This is a genomic window from Flavobacterium sp., assembly GCF_035292545.1.
GTDB lineage: Bacteria > Bacteroidota > Bacteroidia > Flavobacteriales > Flavobacteriaceae > Flavobacterium.
The window spans coordinates 43,240-60,602 of the sequence record NZ_DATDPV010000073.1; the positions used below are offsets into that span (position 1 = coordinate 43,240).

The following is a 17,363-nucleotide window of genomic DNA, read 5'->3' on the forward strand; positions in this document are numbered from 1 at the left end:
TAATGCCTTATTCTACTATATAATTTCTTGAATCACCTTCAGATAAACTGAAATATCCCAAAGCAAAATTGGCTTCGTCTGTAGTATTCACGATATTACCGCGAACGGTTGCAGGAGGTGATTGAAAAGGGCTGCCGCCATTGGTTCCGGCAATACTAATCAGGATATTCATGTAATTGTAATAGCGTTGCGAAATGCCATAAATGCCAATTTCAAGCTGGTCTCCGGGATTTAAGTCTTCGTTGGAATACAAACTAAAAATAGCGTTGCCCTGGAAGAATTTATCTTCGGCGACATCATAGTTGGGAATGACGGCAAAACTCGGATTGAATTTAAACAAATAGAAGTCGTTTGTGTTTCCATTATCAGTAAAAAAAGCTTTGATTTCGATGTCTTCACCTGTAAAACCACCTTCATTATTTTGCTCGATATATTCAATCACCGGTACGGGTTTTAAGGTTTCGGAAGCCGTATAAGTTTGTCCATTATAAACGACAGTTAAAACATAATTCCCGTTTAAAACAGGAGCGAAATCAGCACATAAATATTCGCCAGTACCAACAGTTTCCGTGAAATTGAAAACGGTGTTATTGGCATCCGTAACAAAAACGGTAGCTCCGGAAACGGGAGGAATAATATTGCTGAAATAAGGAGCCGTTGTCGATAATTTTATTTTTTGTTCGTTTCCGGGCGTTCCTTTGGTCCATTTGATGGCAGCATCAATAACCAATCTTGGCGGTGCCGAATCTAAATCGACATCGATTACTTTTTCGCAACTCGTGAAAAGAATGGCCATTAATATTAAAGTAATGTATTTTATATTTTTCATAGCTAACTATTTTTTAAAACTTAAAATTATAACTTACTGCGGGAACCACTCCAAATATAGAGAATCGAACAGCTTCATTGTTTCCGGAGGTTTCATTTTGCCTGAAATTGATTGAAGCGGCATTTTGCCTGTCGTATACATTATAAATGCTAAAAACCCATTCGGCCTGCCAGCCTTTTTTCTTCTCTGGTTTTGGGGTGTACGTTGCAGAAATATCCAGGTGATGGTATGTCGGTAATTTGCTGTCGTTTCTCAGTCCGTAACTCGGAACGATGATATCCTGATATTGATATTGTCCGTTTGGAAAGGTTACCGGTTGTCCGGTTTGCAGCGTAAAATTAGCGCCGAAAGCCCATTTTTTATTCAGATTATAAGCGCTGGTAACAGCAATATTGTGTAATTTATCATAAGCGGATCTATACCAATTTCCGTTATTGATTCCTGTTTCAATTGGCGTTCTTCCTGGTGTTTGTTGTTCGGAACGGGATAAAGTATAAGAGATCCAGCCATTGAGTTTTCCGGTGTTTTTTCGAAGTAAAACTTCTAAACCATAGGCTCTTAATTGGCCGTTTAGGATGACTTGTTCTAATGCTTCGTTGGCAATCAAATCAGCGCCATCGATGTAATCGATTCGGTTTTTTACTTCTTTATAGAACGATTCCACTTCTAATGAATAATCATCGTTGTGGAAATTTCTAAAATAACCCACTGCCACCTGATCCGCAATTTGTGGTTTGATAAATTTGTCACTTGGCGTCCAGACATCCAACGGAGTAGGAGAGGAAGTGTTGGAGACCAACTGTAAATACTGGGTCATGCGGTTGAAACTCGCTTTGATGGATTGATTTTCATCTAAAGAATAGGAAGCGGCAAATCGAGGTTCAAAATTACCGAAAGAGGCAATCATTTTGTTGCTTCCGAAATATTCTGTCCCGATTGGAATTCCTTTTTCGTAAATTTTCAATTCCTCATTAAAAGTCACTGCCTGATTGTTTTCGTATAAATTTACGGTGGAAGCTCCCAATCGGTAAAACATGCTGTAACGCAAGCCATACATTAAAGATAACTTATCGGAAATTTTATGTTCGGCTTCCAGATAAACGGAGGGCTCAAAAGCATATTTTTGGTCCAGCTGTCTGAAATTGATTCCCGAATCGCTGTTTGTTGGATTAATCGTTCCCGGATTAAAATCATAGTAAATTGAATTGACGCCATAATTCAGTTTGATTTTATCGGAAATATAATTTTTGAAATCGTATTTGATATTATAATTTTTAATGCCGGAATCATATTTGAATCCTACAAAATCCAAGACTAAACCGTAATAATAATCACTGTAAATCAGGGATAAATTCGAGAATAATTTTTCCGAAAATAAATGATTCCAACGCACATTTAATGTAGAATTTCCGTAAATATTGGTAAAACTGCCGTCTAAATTAAAAACATCCCTACCGAAATAACCGGAAAGAAACAGGCTGTTGTTGTTATCTACTTTATAATTTAACTTTGTATTCAAATCATAAAAATAGGCTGAATTTTTATTGTCGGTTAGTTTCAGAAACAAATGCGCATAAGAAGCGCGACCGCCAATAAGGAACGAGCCTTTGTCTTTTACGATTGGTCCTTCGGCGAGAATTCGGCTCGAAATTAAACCGATTCCACCATTCATGTGGAAATCTTTTGAGTTTCCGTCTTTTTGATAAATATCCAAAACCGATGAGGCTCTTCCGCCAAAACGCGATGGAATTCCGCCTTTGTACAATTTTAAATCCTTGATGGCATCGGGATTAAAAACCGAGAAGAATCCGAAAACATGGGAAGAATTGAAAATAGTCGCCTCGTCCAATAAGATTAAATTCTGATCCGCACCGCCACCGCGAACATTGAAACCGGACGCGCCTTCTCCGGCATTGGTAACTCCCGGAAGCAATAAAATGGATTTTAAAACATCAACTTCACCCAGAACAACGGGCATTTTTTTGATGGTAGCAATCGAGAGTTTATTAACGCTCATTTCTGCTTTTCGGGTATTGGTAGTGGTTTTTTCGGTGATGATGACTTCCTGAAGTTCTTCGCCGCTTTCATTCAAAGAGAAATTTAGTTTTGTGTTTTTCGAAAGGGAAATCGTAGTTTCTACTGATTGAAAACCGATATAACTTACGGCTACTTTGTAATCACCATTTGGAAGTGTAATGGAATAAAAACCATATTCATTTGTGGTGGCATTCGCATTTAGTGAAGCAACGGTGACATTGACACCAATCAAAGTTTCATTACTGGCTGCATCGGTAATGATTCCGCTGAGTGTAAATTTTTCCTGCGAAAAAGAAGAGATGGCGGATAATAAAACAGTAAGCAGAATAATGGTTTTCTTTGAAATCATAGCTTTTATTTAGAACTACAAATTTGACCAAATTAAAAACCAATTGGCCTTCATCAAATGTTAATGTATCGTTAAGAAAACAAAAAAGACGACCATTACCGGTCGTCTTTTTTAATATATTCTAAAAAAAAAATTAGGCTAATTTAGTTTCTAAGTTTTCTTTAATTTCCTCCAAGAAATTTTCTGTAGTTAAGTAATCAGCTTCAGTTAAACCAACTGGTTTTACTAACATCGCTAAATCTTTGGTCATTTTTCCGCTTTCCACAGTATCAATACATACCTGTTCTAGCGTATGACAGAAATCAATCAGTTCTTTATTTCCGTCTAGTTTCCCTCTGTGTTCCAATCCTCTTGTCCATGCAAAAATGGATGCAATTGGGTTAGTAGAAGTTGCTTTTCCTTGTTGGTGTTGTCTAAAGTGTCTTGTTACAGTTCCGTGAGCGGCTTCTGCTTCAACCGTTTTTCCGTCAGGGGTTACCAAAACTGAAGTCATTAGCCCTAATGAACCAAATCCTTGTGCTACAGTATCGGATTGAACATCACCATCGTAATTTTTACAAGCCCAAACAAATCCACCGCTCCATTTCATTGCTGAAGCAACCATGTCATCGATTAGTCTGTGTTCGTAAGTAATTTTTAGTGCTTCAAATTTTGATTTGTAATCTTTTTGGAATACTTCTTCAAAAATATCTTTGAAACGTCCATCATACGCTTTCAAAATGGTGTTTTTTGTAGAAAGATATAAAGGCCATTTTTTGGTTAATGCCATTTGGAACGAAGAATGAGCAAATCCGTAGATGCTTTCATCGGTGTTGTACATTGCCATAGCAACGCCGTCACCTTCGTAATCATACACTTCCCAAGTTTTTGTTTCGCCTACTTCAGGAACAAAAGTCATCGTTAGTTTTCCTTTTCCTTTGATAACGGTATCAGTAGCTTTGTATTGATCTCCAAAAGCGTGACGACCAATAACGATTGGTTTAGTCCAACCCTGAACATAACGCGGTACGTTGCTCATGATAATTGGTTCTCTAAATACGGTTCCGCCTACGATGTTACGAATGGTTCCGTTTGGAGATTTCCACATTTTAGAAAGGTTGAATTCTTTTACGCGGTCTTCATCTGGAGTGATGGTAGCGCATTTGATCCCTACATTGTATTTTTTAATGGCTTCAGCCGAATCTATCGTGATTTGATCTTTAGTCGCTTCTCTGCTTTCAATCCCTAAATCGTAATATTTAATATCCAATTCAAGATAAGGAAGAATTAATTTGTCTTTTATAAATGCCCAAATAATTCGTGTCATTTCATCTCCATCCAATTCTACAATTGGGTTGGCTACTTTAATTTTTGTCATACTATTGGTGTGTTATTTTTTTGGAATTTAAAATCTTGTCCGCAAATATAAAAAAATCAAAGTTCATTAGTAAATGTTATCTAATTTACTTTTGATATCGAACAATATTTTAATGATTTGATAATTTCTGGTCTTTTAATTCCGAATGTGATAATTTTCGGCTTTAAATTATCCAAAAAAAAAGTCCCGACAATGTCAGGACTTTTATCATAAAGAGATAGTTGACTATCTTCTTTTATCTTTAATTTTTGCTTTTTTACCAGTAAGTTCTCTGAAGTAGAAAATTCTAGCTCTACGAACTGCACCTTTTTTGTTGATTTCAACTTTTTGTAAAGCAGGCAAGTTTACCGGGAAGATACGTTCAACTCCTACAGCACCTGACATTTTACGAATAGTAAAAGTTTCAGTGTTTGCAGAACCTCTTCTTTGGATTACTACACCTTTGAAAAACTGTGTTCTAGTTTTTTCACCCTCTTTAATTTCGTAGTAAACAGTGATGGTATCACCAGCTCCGAAAGCAGGGAATTCTTTTCTTGTTACGAATTCGTCTTGAACGAATTTCATTAAATCTGCCATGATATTTTTTTAATTATGGTTTTGAATTAGAGCAACATACACGGATTTCGCCAGAGGTTGGTCCAAATTAGGGTGCAAAGGTAAAAAAAAGTTATGAGTTATGAGTTATGAGTTGTAAATTATTTCAATATCAAATCTAAAACGGCAATCATCATTATTCTTCTAATAAATCAGGTCTTCTGTTTTTAGTATGTTCATAGGCCATATCTTCCCGCCATTTATCAATTTTGGCAAAATGACCGCTGGTTAAAACCTCAGGAACTTTCCAACCTTTGTAGTCGGCAGGTCTTGTATAGATAGGTGGTGATAACAAATTATCCTGAAAACTATCGGTCAATGCCGAAGTTTCATCACTCAGAACGCCTGGAATCAATCGGATTAAAGCATCTGATAAAACCAAAGCGCCCAATTCTCCGCCAGACAAAACATAATCACCAATCGAAATTTCTTTCGTAATAAAATGATCCCGCACGCGTTGATCCACCCCTTTATAATGTCCGCAAAGAATGATAATGTTTTTATACATCGACATAGTGTTGCACATTTTTTGGTTCAATGTTTCCCCATCTGGTGTCATATAAATGATTTCATCGTATGCTCTTTCGCTTTTCAAATGCGTGATACAAGCATCAATCGGTTGAACCGTCATTACCATTCCGGCACCTCCGCCAAAAGGATAATCATCGACACTCTTTTGTTTGTTGGTCGTATAATCTCTCAAATTATGAAAATGTACCTCCACAATTCCCTTGTCGATAGCGCGTTTCATAATCGAAGCTTCAAACGGACTTCGCAGTAATTCAGGTAAAACGGTAACAATATCGATGCGCATAATTTTATTTTTCAGAGTGCAAAGTTAGTCAACTAAAATTAAATATTCAGAAGTTAGAAAACTACTTATAGATGCAGTTCCATTTGGATATCGGCTCGGTGATAATCCGTTTCATCCAATGGCGTTTCAATGAAATTATATTTTCGATACAAGTTTAAAGCAGTGTCTAATTTTGTGCTGGAAACCAACATAATTTTGGTCGCTTTTTTCTCTTTTGCAAAAGCGATACACGCATCCATTAATAGGGAGCTTAATTTTTTTCCTTGAAATTTTTTATCAACAGCCAATTTAGCCAACTCAAAAGTAGTGTCATTGACTTTTTGCATGGCAACGGTTCCCGCCACTTCATTATCAACCAAACAAAAGAAAATTTCTCCACCCGGTTTTAAAATAACGTCTTCAATGTTTTCAAACACTTCCATATCGTGTGGTTCAACAAAAAAATATTCTTCAAGCCACGCTTTGTTTAATGAAATGAATTGATTTTTATATTCGGATTTGTAAGGAATTATTTTGGTTGTCATTTTGATATAAATTTCAGCTGACAAATTTAAAGAGATTTCTCTTTAGCCATATTGGATTTCATTTTATTTATGAAACATTTATAGTTATAATTCGTAATTTTGCACTTCAATAAAAAAATAAAAACCATGGAAAACGGAATATATGCTAAATTCAACACTACAAAAGGTGCTATTTTAGTAAAACTAACACACGATTTAACTCCGGGAACAGTAGGGAACTTCGTAGGATTGGCAGAAGGAAATCTTGAAAATAAAGTAAAACCACAAGGCGTTAAATTTTACGACGGATTAAAATTTCACCGAGTAATTCCTAATTTCATGATCCAAGGTGGTTGTCCACTAGGAACAGGAACTGGAGATCCAGGTTATAAATTTGATGATGAATTTCACCCAAGTTTAAAACACAACCGTCCAGGTGTTTTGGCAATGGCCAATTCAGGACCTGGAACAAACGGTTCTCAATTTTATATCACTCACATTCCAACGGATTGGTTAGACAATAAACATACTGTTTTTGGACATGTAGTAGAAGGTCAGGATATTGTTGATGCTGTGGAACAAGGGGATACATTGGAAACTTTAGAAATCATCAGAGTAGGTGATGAAGCTAAAAATTGGAATGCCATCGAAGCTTTTATCAATTTTAAAGGAGCCCGTAACAAACGTGATGCGTCTTTAAAAGCTGATGCTGAAGCAGCAATGGAAAAATTAGCGGCTGGTTTCGAAAAAACAGAGAGCGGTTTGCGTTACCAATTTATCCAAAGAGGAACCGGTAAAAAAGCAGTAAATGGCAAAATCGTTTCGGTTCATTACACGGGACAATTAGAAGACGGAAAAGTTTTTGACAGTTCCTATCCAAGAAAAAAACCAATCGAATTTCCATTAGGACAAGGAAATGTAATCGAAGGTTGGGATGAAGGAATTGCCTTGTTGCAAGTAGGTGACAAAGCACGTTTCGTGATTCCGGCACATTTAGGTTACGGATCTCGTGGTGCTGGCGGAGCAATTCCACCAAATGCTACTTTGATTTTTGACGTAGAATTAATGGATGTGAAATAATATTTCGCAAAATATATTAAAAAAAGCACTCAGAAATGAGTGCTTTTTTTATAATTTTTATTTCCACTTAATATTACAGCCAATACTTGGTTTCTGATTCGGATTGATTACTCGGTTGTAAACCACGCCATCTATAGCGCCACGCAAATCATTTCCGCTTAATGGAATACCGTTTCCGGGTCTGCTGTCATCCAGTTGGCCACGATAAACCAATCTGTTTTGATTGTCGAACAAGAAAAAATCAGGTGTACATGCCGCATCATAGGCTTTAGCCACTTCCTGCGTTTCATCATAAAGATATGGGAACTCAAAATTATTCTGAAAAGCAAATTCAGTCATCAATTCGGGAGCATCCTGTGGATATTTTACGACATCATTACTCGAAATAGCAATGATTCCAACACCTTGGACACGATAATCATTGGCAATCATTAAAATTTCTTCAAGAACATGATGCACAAAGGGACAGTGATTGCAAATAAACATGACCAAAGTTCCTTTTTCACCTTTTAAATCCGCAAAAGAAAACCAATCGCCGGAATTCGTGTCTTTCAAATAAAACTCAGGAGCAATTGTGCCGAGGGGTAACATATTCGATGGAGTTTGTGCCATTTTGGTTGCTTTAGGTTTAAAGTTTAAAGTTATGAAAAAAGGATTGTTTTTTGGATTGGAAACTGTAAATTAGTCAGTAAAATAATATCAACTATCAATATCAAACAAAACTATGGAATTAACTTGGTCTGATTTCGAAAAGGTAGGAATGCGAGTAGGAACGATTATCGAAGTGAATGATTTTCCTGAAGCCAGAAAACCAGCCTATCAACTCACGATTGACTTTGGGAATACAATAGGAATCCTGAAATCTTCGGCACAAATCACCAAAAGATATCAAAAAGAAGATTTATTAAACCGACAAATTATTGCCGTAGTCAATTTTCCAAAAAAGCAAATTGGCAAATTCATGAGCGAATGTTTAGTATTAGGCGCAATGGGGGCGGAGAACGATATTGTTTTATTGCAACCTGATTTTAAGGTTGAGAATGGGTTGCGGATTGGATAATTTTAGATTTTCTCCGTGTGTTCCATTTCCAAATTTCAATCCAAAGAACAGAAACGGCACTAATCATCAAACAAATTCCTATTTCTTTTATTTGTAAAGGAAGCACTTTGAAAAAATTTGCTATTGGTGTAACATATAAAATCAACGCCAGTAACAGAAGAGTTAACGAATTGGCATACACCATCATATTATTTTTGTTTTGCAACGAAGCCAACACCGAGTAATAAAATGAGCGATTTACAAGCGATAAAATAATATTAGAAAAAACCAGCGTCGTAAAAACCATTGTTCTTGTCAAAGGCTCATTGCCACCATTTTGAACAGTAAATTGGTACACAAACAAAATTCCCATTGCAATCACAATCCCTTGAATAATGCTGATACCCATTTCTTTTAGTGATAAAAAAGTACTGCCCAACTGACGTGGCGGTTGTTTCATGCTATTTTTTTCGGCAGGTTCATTTTCATAAACAATAGAACACATCGGCCCCATTATTAATTCTAAGAAAATCACATGAACCGGAGTGAAAATATCAGGATAAATCCATCCAAAAAATAATGGTAAAGAAACCGTAAGAATGATAGGAATGTGAATAGAAACGATATACTGAATTGCTTTTTTTATGTTAGTATAAATACGTCTTCCAGCGGCAACAGCCTCCACCATTTTTGATAAATCGTCCTCTACTAAAATTAGGTCGGCAGCAGTTTTTGCGATTTCAGTTCCTTTTTTACCCATCGCGATACCAATATGAGAAGCCTTTAACGCCGGACCATCATTTACACCATCACCAACCATGGCTACGACTTGGTGGTCTTTTTTCAAGGCATTCATAACAGCCAATTTTGCTTCGGGAAACATGCGGGTGAGCAAGGTAGTATTTTGGATGGCTTTTAGCATTTCTGCCTCGTTCAATTGCATAATTTCCTTGCCGTCTATGGTACTCGAAGCGTTTTTAATTCCTGCTTTTTCAGCAATGGCTTTCGTGGTGAGGCTATTATCGCCAGTAATAACTTTTACCTCAATTCCCGCTTCATAAAACTGTTCAATAACATGTTGAATATTTGCTTTAGGCGGATCATAAAACACCACTAAACCAACAAAATGAAACGGAATTTCCTGTTGGGTTTTAGGGAAATCCGTCCCTTCAAAATCGGAATAGCCAACACCAAGGATGCGATACCCTTTGGCAGATAACGTTTCAATGGTTTTATTGATTTTGTTTTGTTCGGCTGTGTTGAGGTTAGAAACCTTAATAATGGCTTCGGGTCCACCTTTTGCAGCGATAATTCGTTTGCCTTCGTGATTTTGAAAAACATGTGTCATCATAGGTGGAATCCCGTCTAGCGGATATTCATGCATCATAGAAAATTGGTCTCTGATGTCTGATGAAGTGATTTTTTCGTATTCGTGATGAAGGGTTTTTTCCATCGGATCAAACGGGACCGGCTCACTCGCCCACATTGCAATTTCAATTACTCTTTTAGCTTCGTCTGTGTTCCAGTTTCCATCTTCGTATAATTGGTCGCTACTGAATGCAAAAACCGATTGCAGGCTCATTTTATTTTCTGTAATTGTTCCTGTTTTGTCCGTGCAAATCACCGTCGCACTTCCTAAGGTTTCCACGGTACGAATTTTTTTTACAATAATTCCTTCTTTCATTAATCGCCACGAACCTAATGCCATAAAAGTGGTAAACGCAACCGGAATTTCTTCAGGAAGAATAGACATGGCCAAGGTTAAACCTTTCAATAAACTATGCAGAAAATCTTGCGTTTTCCAGAAATACACTCCCCAAACCAACAGGAAAATTGAAATTCCAATAATAGCCATAACTTTTACAAACTTTTCAATTTGTACTTGCAGCGGTGTTGGCTCTTCTTTGATGTTGAGTATTGAGGAACCGAGTTTACCGATTTTAGAGTTTAATCCAATTTCAGTCACGCGATAAACTGCTAATCCGGAAGCGACTAAAGTGCCGCTAAAAACGCTTTTTTCTTCTGTTTTTTCCGATTTAAAAACAGAAAAGGCTTCACCGGTAAGCGACGATTCATTGACTGAAAAGTCGTTACTGTGAACAATCTGCCCATCGGCATTGATTGTGTTTCCTTCTTTAGCAATAACGAGGTCGTTTACGACGATGTCTTTAGTTGGAATGCTTTGTGCCTCGCCGTTTCGCAAGACGCTGCTCAAAGGTTCATTCAGCTTTTCCAAAGCTTCCAAAGCTTTTCGGCTGCGATTGTCCTGATAGAATGAAATTCCGGAAACCACTACCAAAGCGGCGAGCATAAAATAGGCTTCACCATATTGTCCTAAGGTAAAATAGATAATAGCTACGGCAATTAGCAGCAACAGCATAGGTTCTTTAAGGATATCTAAAAGTGCTAGCCACCATTTGTATTTTGGTTTGTGTATTTGCTCGTTGGTACCGAATTTTTCTCTTGAAGCCAATACTTCAGCATCAGTCAGGCCGATTATATTTTCAGGAAAATTTATTTTTTCAGACATTATAACACAGATAGAATGAGAATACTCAAATTTAAGGTTTTTAGTGTTATAAAATGATGATGAAGAGTAGGTTATTGAAAATATAATAGTACTGTTATAAAGTTTAAAATCGATGTTTTTAAAACATAAAAAAGTCCAAGAATCTTTCGACTTTCGGACTTTTAGAAATTTATAATTTAAACGAAATTAAATGTCGTCAAAACTGATATCAGTAAAACTTGATGTTTGAGGTATTTCGTCTTCAGTTTTCTCTGTAAAATATTCTTTTTTGAAATCTTTTTGGTGTCTTTCAGAAATTACTTCTTCGCCTTTGTGGTTCAAAACGTAAGAGGTCATTTCTTCTAAAATTTCTGCGAAAGCGGCAAAATCTTCTTTGTATAAATAAATTTTGTGTTTCTTGAAATGGAAAGAACCATCTTCTTCGGTAAATTTTTTGCTTTCGGTAATGGTAATGTAATAATCGTCTGCTTTTGTTGCTCTCACATCGAAGAAATATGTCCTTCTTCCTGCTCTTAAAACTTTAGAAAAGATTTCCTCTTTTTCTAACATATCATTTTCTCTCATAATCGTTCTATCAATTTTTGGTGTGTTAATTACAATTCAAAAATGATAAAAAATGTAGTACAAAACAACAATTAGCCTAATTCTTTTTCAGAAAGTTGTTTCAGATATAGTTCTTTATAGTAACCATCTTGGTTTACCAATTGATTATGAGAACCTTGTTGGATAATTTTTCCTTCTTCGAGAATGATGATTTTATCTGCATTTTTAGCTGAGGAAACCCTATGAGTGACAATAATGGTGGTTTTGTCTTTGCAAAATTCCAATAAATTATTCAAAATGGCCTCTTCAGTTTCTGTATCTACCGCTGACAGGCAATCGTCCAGCAGTAAAATTTCGGGATCTTTGATAATCGCTCTCGCAATGGAAACACGCTGCTTTTGCCCACCGGAAAGTGTGATGCCGCGTTCTCCCAAAATGGTTTCATATTGTTTGTTGAAATTGATGATATTGTCATGAACCACGGCTTTTTTAGCTGCTTCCATCACTTCCTCGTCGGTAGCATTTTCTTTACCGAATTTGATATTGTTTTTTATCGTGTCCGAAAATAAAAAGGCGTCTTGAGGAACGATTCCGATGCTGTTTCGCAAATCATATAAATTAACCTCGCGAATGTTTTTATCATCGATTAGAATTTCACCATTGCTAACATCATACAAACGGCTAATCAAAGAGACAATGCTTGATTTTCCGGATCCTGTTTTTCCTAGAATGGCCAATGTTTCGCCTTTATTTACCGTAAATGAAACATTTTGTAACGCTTTAATATTTGTGTCCTCATAAGTAAAATTCACATTATTAAAAGCAATCGAACCTTTTATAACAGAATGTTCTTTGGAGTTATTTTTGATTTCTGGTTCAATTTTCAGAAATTCATTAATACGTTTTTGCGAGGCTTCTGCTTCCTGAACCATTGAGGAAACCCAACCTAATGAAGCAACTGGCCAGGTTAACATATTGACGTACAGAATAAATTCGGCAATGGTCCCGATGCTTTTTATGCTGCCGTTGATATACATCATTCCTCCAAAATAAATAACGACTAAGTTACTTACGCCAATTAAAGCCAACATTAAAGGTCCAAATAAGGATTGTACTTTTGCCAGACTCATGCTTTTTGCTTTGCTTTCTAAAGACAAACTGACGAGGTTGTTTTGATGTTGATTTTCTAATGAATAGGCTTTTATCACTCGGATTCCAGAGAAAATTTCTTGTGTAAAACTTGAAACTTTAGATAAATATTGTTGAAAAACGGTACTTCTTTTATTGATTTCTGAACTCAATTTAAAAATAATGTAAGATAAAATCGGTAACGGAAGCAATGTGTATAAAGTCAATCGTGGCGATACATTATACATATAGACAATTACAATGGCAAAACGAATGAAGGTATTTATAGTGTACATCACGGCTGGCCCAACATACATACGCACTTTTCCCACATCTTCGCTAATGCGGTTCATCAAATCTCCAGTCCGGTTTTGCTTGTAAAAATTTTGCGATAAGTTTTCATATTGTCTAAAAACTTCATTTTTTAAATCGAATTCTACGTGACGGGACATTACAATTAAAGTTTGTCGCATTAAAAAAGTAAGAAATCCGGCGATAATAGTGGTAGCAATGATTAATAAAATGTTATGCAACAATTCATTACGAATAATAGAAGTGTCCACAACGCCATTTTTAGAAAACGATTCAATAGCTTTAAATGATTTACTGATTAACTTTGGAGTGAACAAAGAAAAGATCTGGGCTACTATTGTGATGAAAATACCTAACAGAAAACGGTATTTATATTTTACGAAATATTTATTTAAATATTGTAATTCTTTCATTTTATTGTGATAATTATTGCTTTAGTTGGGATTATTTAGCTAAAAACATTAATAATGTGTTTTTAATGAATTTTCAATTTAAAGCCATTCTATTAACAAATTACTAATTTTAAATAAAAATAGTGCGATATTTTGATTTTAGTCTTAAATTTGCGCTGTCTTTTTGATAAAGTCGCAACTAAATTAAATTTAAAAATTATGACTACAGAAACCATCAATGCAAAAGATCTTCATAAAATTGACCCTGTTTTTGGTCAATTGTCTTTTGATAATCACGAACAAATTGTTTTTTGCAACGACAAAGATACTGGTTTAAAAGCAATAATTGGAATTCATAACACAACTTTAGGCCCTGCTTTAGGAGGAACCAGAATGTGGAAATATGCTAACGAATGGGAAGCATTAAATGATGTTTTGAGACTTTCTCGCGGAATGACATACAAATCAGCCATCACAGGATTAGATCTTGGAGGCGGAAAAGCGGTCATCATAGGAGATTCTAAAATTGACAAAACTCCGGCTATGATTACCAAATTCGGTGAATATGTAAATTCTTTAAGCGGAAGATACATCACAGCCGAAGATGTAGGAACAACTACTGCTGACATGGATTTAATCAGAGAAGTTACACCTTACGTAACCGGAATTTCCGAAAGTAAAGGTGGTTCTGGAAATCCATCTCCTGTAACCGCTTATGGTGTTTACATGGGAATGAAAGCTGCTGCTAAATATAAATTCGGAACAGATAATCTAAGCGGTAAAAAAGTATTAGTTCAAGGTATTGGACATGTTGGTGAAACTCTTGTGGACTATTTGGTCAAAGAAGGAGCGATAGTTCAAATTGCAGATATTAATCAAGCAAGATTAGAAGAAGTTGGAAATAAATATGGCGCTACAATTTTCACTGGCGCAGATTTATACACTGCGGATGTTGATATTTATGCCCCATGTGCACTTGGAGCAACAATCAATGACGATACAGTAAATAAAATCAGAGCTAAAGTTATTGCAGGAGCTGCAAACAACCAATTGGCAAATGATATCATTCACGGTCAAATCCTTAGAGACAGAGGCATTGCATATGCTCCTGATTTCTTGATTAACGCAGGTGGAATCATCAATGTTTATGCTGAAATTGTTGGTTACGATAGTGCTGAAGCAATGAAAAGAACAGAAAATATCTACAACACTACGTTGGAGATTTTCAGTCATGCAGATGCTAATAAAATCACGACACAACAGGCTGCAATGTCAATTGCTCAAAATCGAATTGATCAAAGAAAAAAAGAAAACGCAGCTAAATAAGAGTCATTTTTTTTTGAAAAATTATTTAAATTTTGGTTGTCAAGAACCCACTTTTTAATTTCATCGGAAGAAAGACATTTTTTGATGTGGGTTTCAATATTATTACTATTTTTGCAGAGCGAAAGATTTTCTTTCGCTCTCTTAATTTTTAAAAGTTCTTACAAGGTGTTAAACAGAAGACATATCCGTGTTAAAGTGATGCAATCCATCTATGCGATGCATCAAAATGGTTCCGATAGTATTGAAAAGGAAGAAAAATTCTTGCTATATAGTATCGACAATATATTAGATTTATACCTTATTATGGTTTCTTCGCTGATTGAAATCAGTAAAAAAGAAGCAATTTTTATAGAAAAATCAAGTCAGAAGCATCTTGCAACTCCAGAAGAACGCAATCCGAACAAAAAGTTCATCAACAACAGTATTTTTCAAATCCTTTCCGAAAATAATTCATTAAGCATTGCTTTAGAAAACAGAAAAATTGATAATTGGTCATTGAATGATGATTATATTATTATTCTTTTGAATGAAATCAAACAAAGCGAATTGTATCAAAAATACATGAACAGCGGTATCAATACTTTTGAGGAAGACCGTGAATTTGTAGCTGACATGTTCATGGAGTTGATTGCGCCAAACGAAAAGTTATACGATTATTTGGAAGACAATAAATTGACTTGGGTTGATGATATTCCGGTTGTAAATACGCAAATCATTAAACAATTAAAGCAATTGAAGTCCATAAGTGATGAGTCTTTCAGAGTGCCAAAATTGTATAAAGATCAGGAAGACAAAGAATTTGTAACTAATTTGTTTAGAAAAACAGTTCTAAACGAAACCGAATTAGCAAAGGAATACATTGATAAAACTCCTAATTGGGACACAGAACGTATTGCCGAAATCGATACGATTGTATTAAAAATGGCTATTTGCGAGTTTTTAAAATTCCCGTCTATTCCGGTAAAAGTAACAATTAATGAATATTTAGAAATCGCGAAAGAATATTCTACCCCAAAAAGTAGTATTTTTATCAACGGAATTTTAGATAATCTGGTTAAAGAATTTGAAACCGATAAAAAATTAAATAAAACCGGAAGAGGTTTAATGTAGAACTATAATATTTAATATTATGATTAAAAAAACTGTTTATTTATTTGTCATCGCATCATTCGTATTGACAGCTTCTTGTGAAAAAAAGGTTGAAAAGGTTACGAAAACTCCAGAGATGGTACCTGTGGCCACCAATTTGGATCCAATGGAAAAACGTGATTCATCAAAAAAACAGGTTCCTGCTGATGGAAAATATCCAGAGATGACTTTTGATAAAACCGAGCACGATTTCGGGACTATTAATACCGGAGATAAAGTGGAATATTCATTTAATTTTAAAAATACTGGAGAAGCCGATTTGATAATTACAAGAGCGGTTGGTTCTTGCGGCTGTACCGTTCCGGAATATCCAAAAGAGGCTATTAAACCTGGTGAATCTGCAAAAATGAAAGTTTCTTTCGATTCTAAAGGTAAGCATGGTCAGCAACAAAAATCAGTTACCATTACAACCAATACTGAAAAAGGAATTGAATCCTTACTGATTAAAGCATCAATCAAAGCATAAACGCAATTGAATTTCTAATAAAATAAAAACAAAAATTAATTATGGAACAAATACAACAATTCGCCCCTTTTATTTTAATGTTCGTGGTAATCTATTTCTTTATGATTAGACCGCAACAAAAAAGAGCCAAAAACGAAAAACAATTCGAAAGTGCCCTTAAAGTAGGCGATAAAATAGTTACGAAAAGCGGTATTCACGGGAAAATTGCCGAATTGGGAGAAACTACTATTGTAATTGAGACCATGTCTGGAAAATTAAAAATGGAACGTTCTGCTATTTCAATGGAAATGAGCGCAACGATGAACAAATAATTTTTTTATAACCAATTAAAAAAGTCCCAACCGATATTTCGAGTTGGGACTTTTTAATAAAAAATAAACCGATTATTTTTTATTTTTTTTATTTTTCTTGGCTTTTTTAGCTTTTACTTTAGCTTTCTTAGCCTTAATTTTCGCTTTCACTTTAGCCTTTTTCGCCTTATCTTTTTTGGCTTTTTTCGCCTTTGCCTTTTTAAATTTAGCTTTTAGTTTAGCTATTTCTTTTGCAATGGCCTTTTTAACCCTATTTTTCTCTTTTCCGCTCAGTTTTACTTTATTTTTCTTCTTTTTTGTATTTTTTTCTTCGCTTAGGACAAGATTTTCTGCTACAATTTCCTCATGAATTACTTCTTTCGGATGTTCAATAATTTCAACTACTGCCTCAGTTGGTTTAACCCTAGCAGTTCTTTTTTTAATAGGGACAACTAGTTTATTCACTTCGGAGGTGGTATCTTTGCTTACAATTTTTTCCTGTTTTTTTATCATGACATCATTTTGTATTGTTAATTAATTATTACAACGATATTATCAAATATAAGTATTAAAAGGATGCACCAATGTTAAGCTTTTATTTTTAGGTTTTTATTAAAACTTTTTT

At 35.2% G+C, this 17,363-nt stretch carries 17 protein-coding genes; 6 read left to right on the top strand and 11 right to left on the bottom strand.

Annotated elements, in window-relative coordinates; translation table 11 throughout:
* Window positions 1–7: 7 nt before the first annotated feature.
* From VI621_RS12295 to VI621_RS12320, 6 genes are all read right to left on the bottom strand, one after another.
* Window positions 8–829 (bottom strand): DUF4249 domain-containing protein, encoded by an 822-nt coding sequence (locus tag VI621_RS12295; RefSeq protein ID WP_324218693.1) that lies wholly within the window; start codon window positions 827–829, stop codon window positions 8–10.
* A 13-nt stretch (window positions 830–842) separates the two neighbouring features.
* Entirely contained in the window at window positions 843–3,215 is a 2,373-nt protein-coding gene (locus tag VI621_RS12300; protein WP_324218694.1) for a TonB-dependent receptor, read from the bottom strand.
* A gap of 133 nt (window positions 3,216–3,348) precedes the next feature.
* The gene (locus VI621_RS12305; protein WP_324218695.1) at window positions 3,349–4,572 is read right to left on the bottom strand and encodes an isocitrate dehydrogenase (NADP(+)); all 1,224 of its coding nucleotides are present in this window, start codon (window positions 4,570–4,572) and stop codon (window positions 3,349–3,351) included.
* A gap of 225 nt (window positions 4,573–4,797) precedes the next feature.
* Complete coding sequence (rplS, locus tag VI621_RS12310) at window positions 4,798–5,148, bottom strand: 50S ribosomal protein L19 (protein WP_324218696.1); 351 nt, start codon at window positions 5,146–5,148, stop codon at window positions 4,798–4,800.
* 154 nt (window positions 5,149–5,302) lie between these two features.
* Window positions 5,303–5,980 carry a tRNA (guanosine(37)-N1)-methyltransferase TrmD gene (trmD, locus tag VI621_RS12315; RefSeq protein WP_324218697.1) on the bottom strand — a complete coding sequence of 226 codons (678 nt, stop codon included), beginning with the start codon at window positions 5,978–5,980 and terminating at the stop codon, window positions 5,303–5,305.
* A 65-nt stretch (window positions 5,981–6,045) separates the two neighbouring features.
* Window positions 6,046–6,504 carry a GNAT family N-acetyltransferase gene (locus tag VI621_RS12320; RefSeq protein WP_324218698.1) on the bottom strand — a complete coding sequence of 153 codons (459 nt, stop codon included), beginning with the start codon at window positions 6,502–6,504 and terminating at the stop codon, window positions 6,046–6,048.
* Between the two features lie 126 nt (window positions 6,505–6,630).
* Between VI621_RS12320 and VI621_RS12325 the strand changes: the two genes are divergently transcribed.
* Complete coding sequence (locus VI621_RS12325; RefSeq protein WP_324218699.1) at window positions 6,631–7,563, top strand: peptidylprolyl isomerase; 933 nt, start codon at window positions 6,631–6,633, stop codon at window positions 7,561–7,563.
* 57 nt (window positions 7,564–7,620) lie between these two features.
* Here VI621_RS12325 and VI621_RS12330 read toward each other — a convergent pair whose 3' ends face one another.
* Complete coding sequence (locus VI621_RS12330; RefSeq protein WP_324218700.1) at window positions 7,621–8,175, bottom strand: thioredoxin family protein; 555 nt, start codon at window positions 8,173–8,175, stop codon at window positions 7,621–7,623.
* Window positions 8,176–8,287: 112 nt separating this feature from the next.
* Between VI621_RS12330 and VI621_RS12335 the strand changes: the two genes are divergently transcribed.
* Window positions 8,288–8,623, top strand: coding sequence for a tRNA-binding protein (locus tag VI621_RS12335; RefSeq protein WP_324218701.1), 336 nt, complete (start codon window positions 8,288–8,290; stop codon window positions 8,621–8,623).
* Here the strand turns inward: VI621_RS12335 and VI621_RS12340 are convergent.
* From VI621_RS12340 to VI621_RS12350, 3 genes are all read right to left on the bottom strand, one after another.
* The gene (locus VI621_RS12340) at window positions 8,592–11,132 is read right to left on the bottom strand and encodes a cation-translocating P-type ATPase (RefSeq protein WP_324218702.1); all 2,541 of its coding nucleotides are present in this window, start codon (window positions 11,130–11,132) and stop codon (window positions 8,592–8,594) included. The two genes, VI621_RS12335 and VI621_RS12340, sit on opposite strands and share 32 nt — an antisense overlap.
* A 186-nt stretch (window positions 11,133–11,318) precedes the next feature.
* Window positions 11,319–11,696, bottom strand: a complete 378-nt coding sequence (locus tag VI621_RS12345; RefSeq protein WP_324218703.1) for a PUR family DNA/RNA-binding protein — start codon at window positions 11,694–11,696, stop codon at window positions 11,319–11,321.
* A gap of 71 nt (window positions 11,697–11,767) precedes the next feature.
* Window positions 11,768–13,528 carry an ABC transporter ATP-binding protein gene (locus VI621_RS12350; RefSeq protein WP_324218704.1) on the bottom strand — a complete coding sequence of 587 codons (1,761 nt, stop codon included), beginning with the start codon at window positions 13,526–13,528 and terminating at the stop codon, window positions 11,768–11,770.
* Window positions 13,529–13,726: 198 nt separating this feature from the next.
* Here VI621_RS12350 and VI621_RS12355 point away from each other — a divergent pair, with 198 nt between their 5' ends.
* The 4 genes from VI621_RS12355 to yajC all read left to right on the top strand — a co-directional run bounded on the left by VI621_RS12355 (window position 13,727) and on the right by yajC (window position 16,759).
* Entirely contained in the window at window positions 13,727–14,833 is a 1,107-nt protein-coding gene (locus VI621_RS12355; RefSeq protein WP_324218705.1) for a Glu/Leu/Phe/Val dehydrogenase, read from the top strand.
* Window positions 14,834–15,031: 198 nt separating this feature from the next.
* Window positions 15,032–15,943 (top strand): transcription antitermination factor NusB, encoded by a 912-nt coding sequence (nusB, locus tag VI621_RS12360; protein ID WP_324218842.1) that lies wholly within the window; start codon window positions 15,032–15,034, stop codon window positions 15,941–15,943.
* A gap of 19 nt (window positions 15,944–15,962) precedes the next feature.
* Window positions 15,963–16,448 carry a DUF1573 domain-containing protein gene (locus tag VI621_RS12365; protein ID WP_324218706.1) on the top strand — a complete coding sequence of 162 codons (486 nt, stop codon included), beginning with the start codon at window positions 15,963–15,965 and terminating at the stop codon, window positions 16,446–16,448.
* Between the two features lie 41 nt (window positions 16,449–16,489).
* Window positions 16,490–16,759, top strand: a complete 270-nt coding sequence (yajC, locus tag VI621_RS12370) for a preprotein translocase subunit YajC (RefSeq protein WP_324218707.1) — start codon at window positions 16,490–16,492, stop codon at window positions 16,757–16,759.
* Window positions 16,760–16,831: 72 nt separating this feature from the next.
* On the opposite strand, the gene VI621_RS12375 is transcribed toward yajC, so the two are convergent.
* The gene (locus VI621_RS12375) at window positions 16,832–17,251 is read right to left on the bottom strand and encodes a hypothetical protein (protein ID WP_324218708.1); all 420 of its coding nucleotides are present in this window, start codon (window positions 17,249–17,251) and stop codon (window positions 16,832–16,834) included.
* Window positions 17,252–17,363 lie beyond the last annotated feature (112 nt).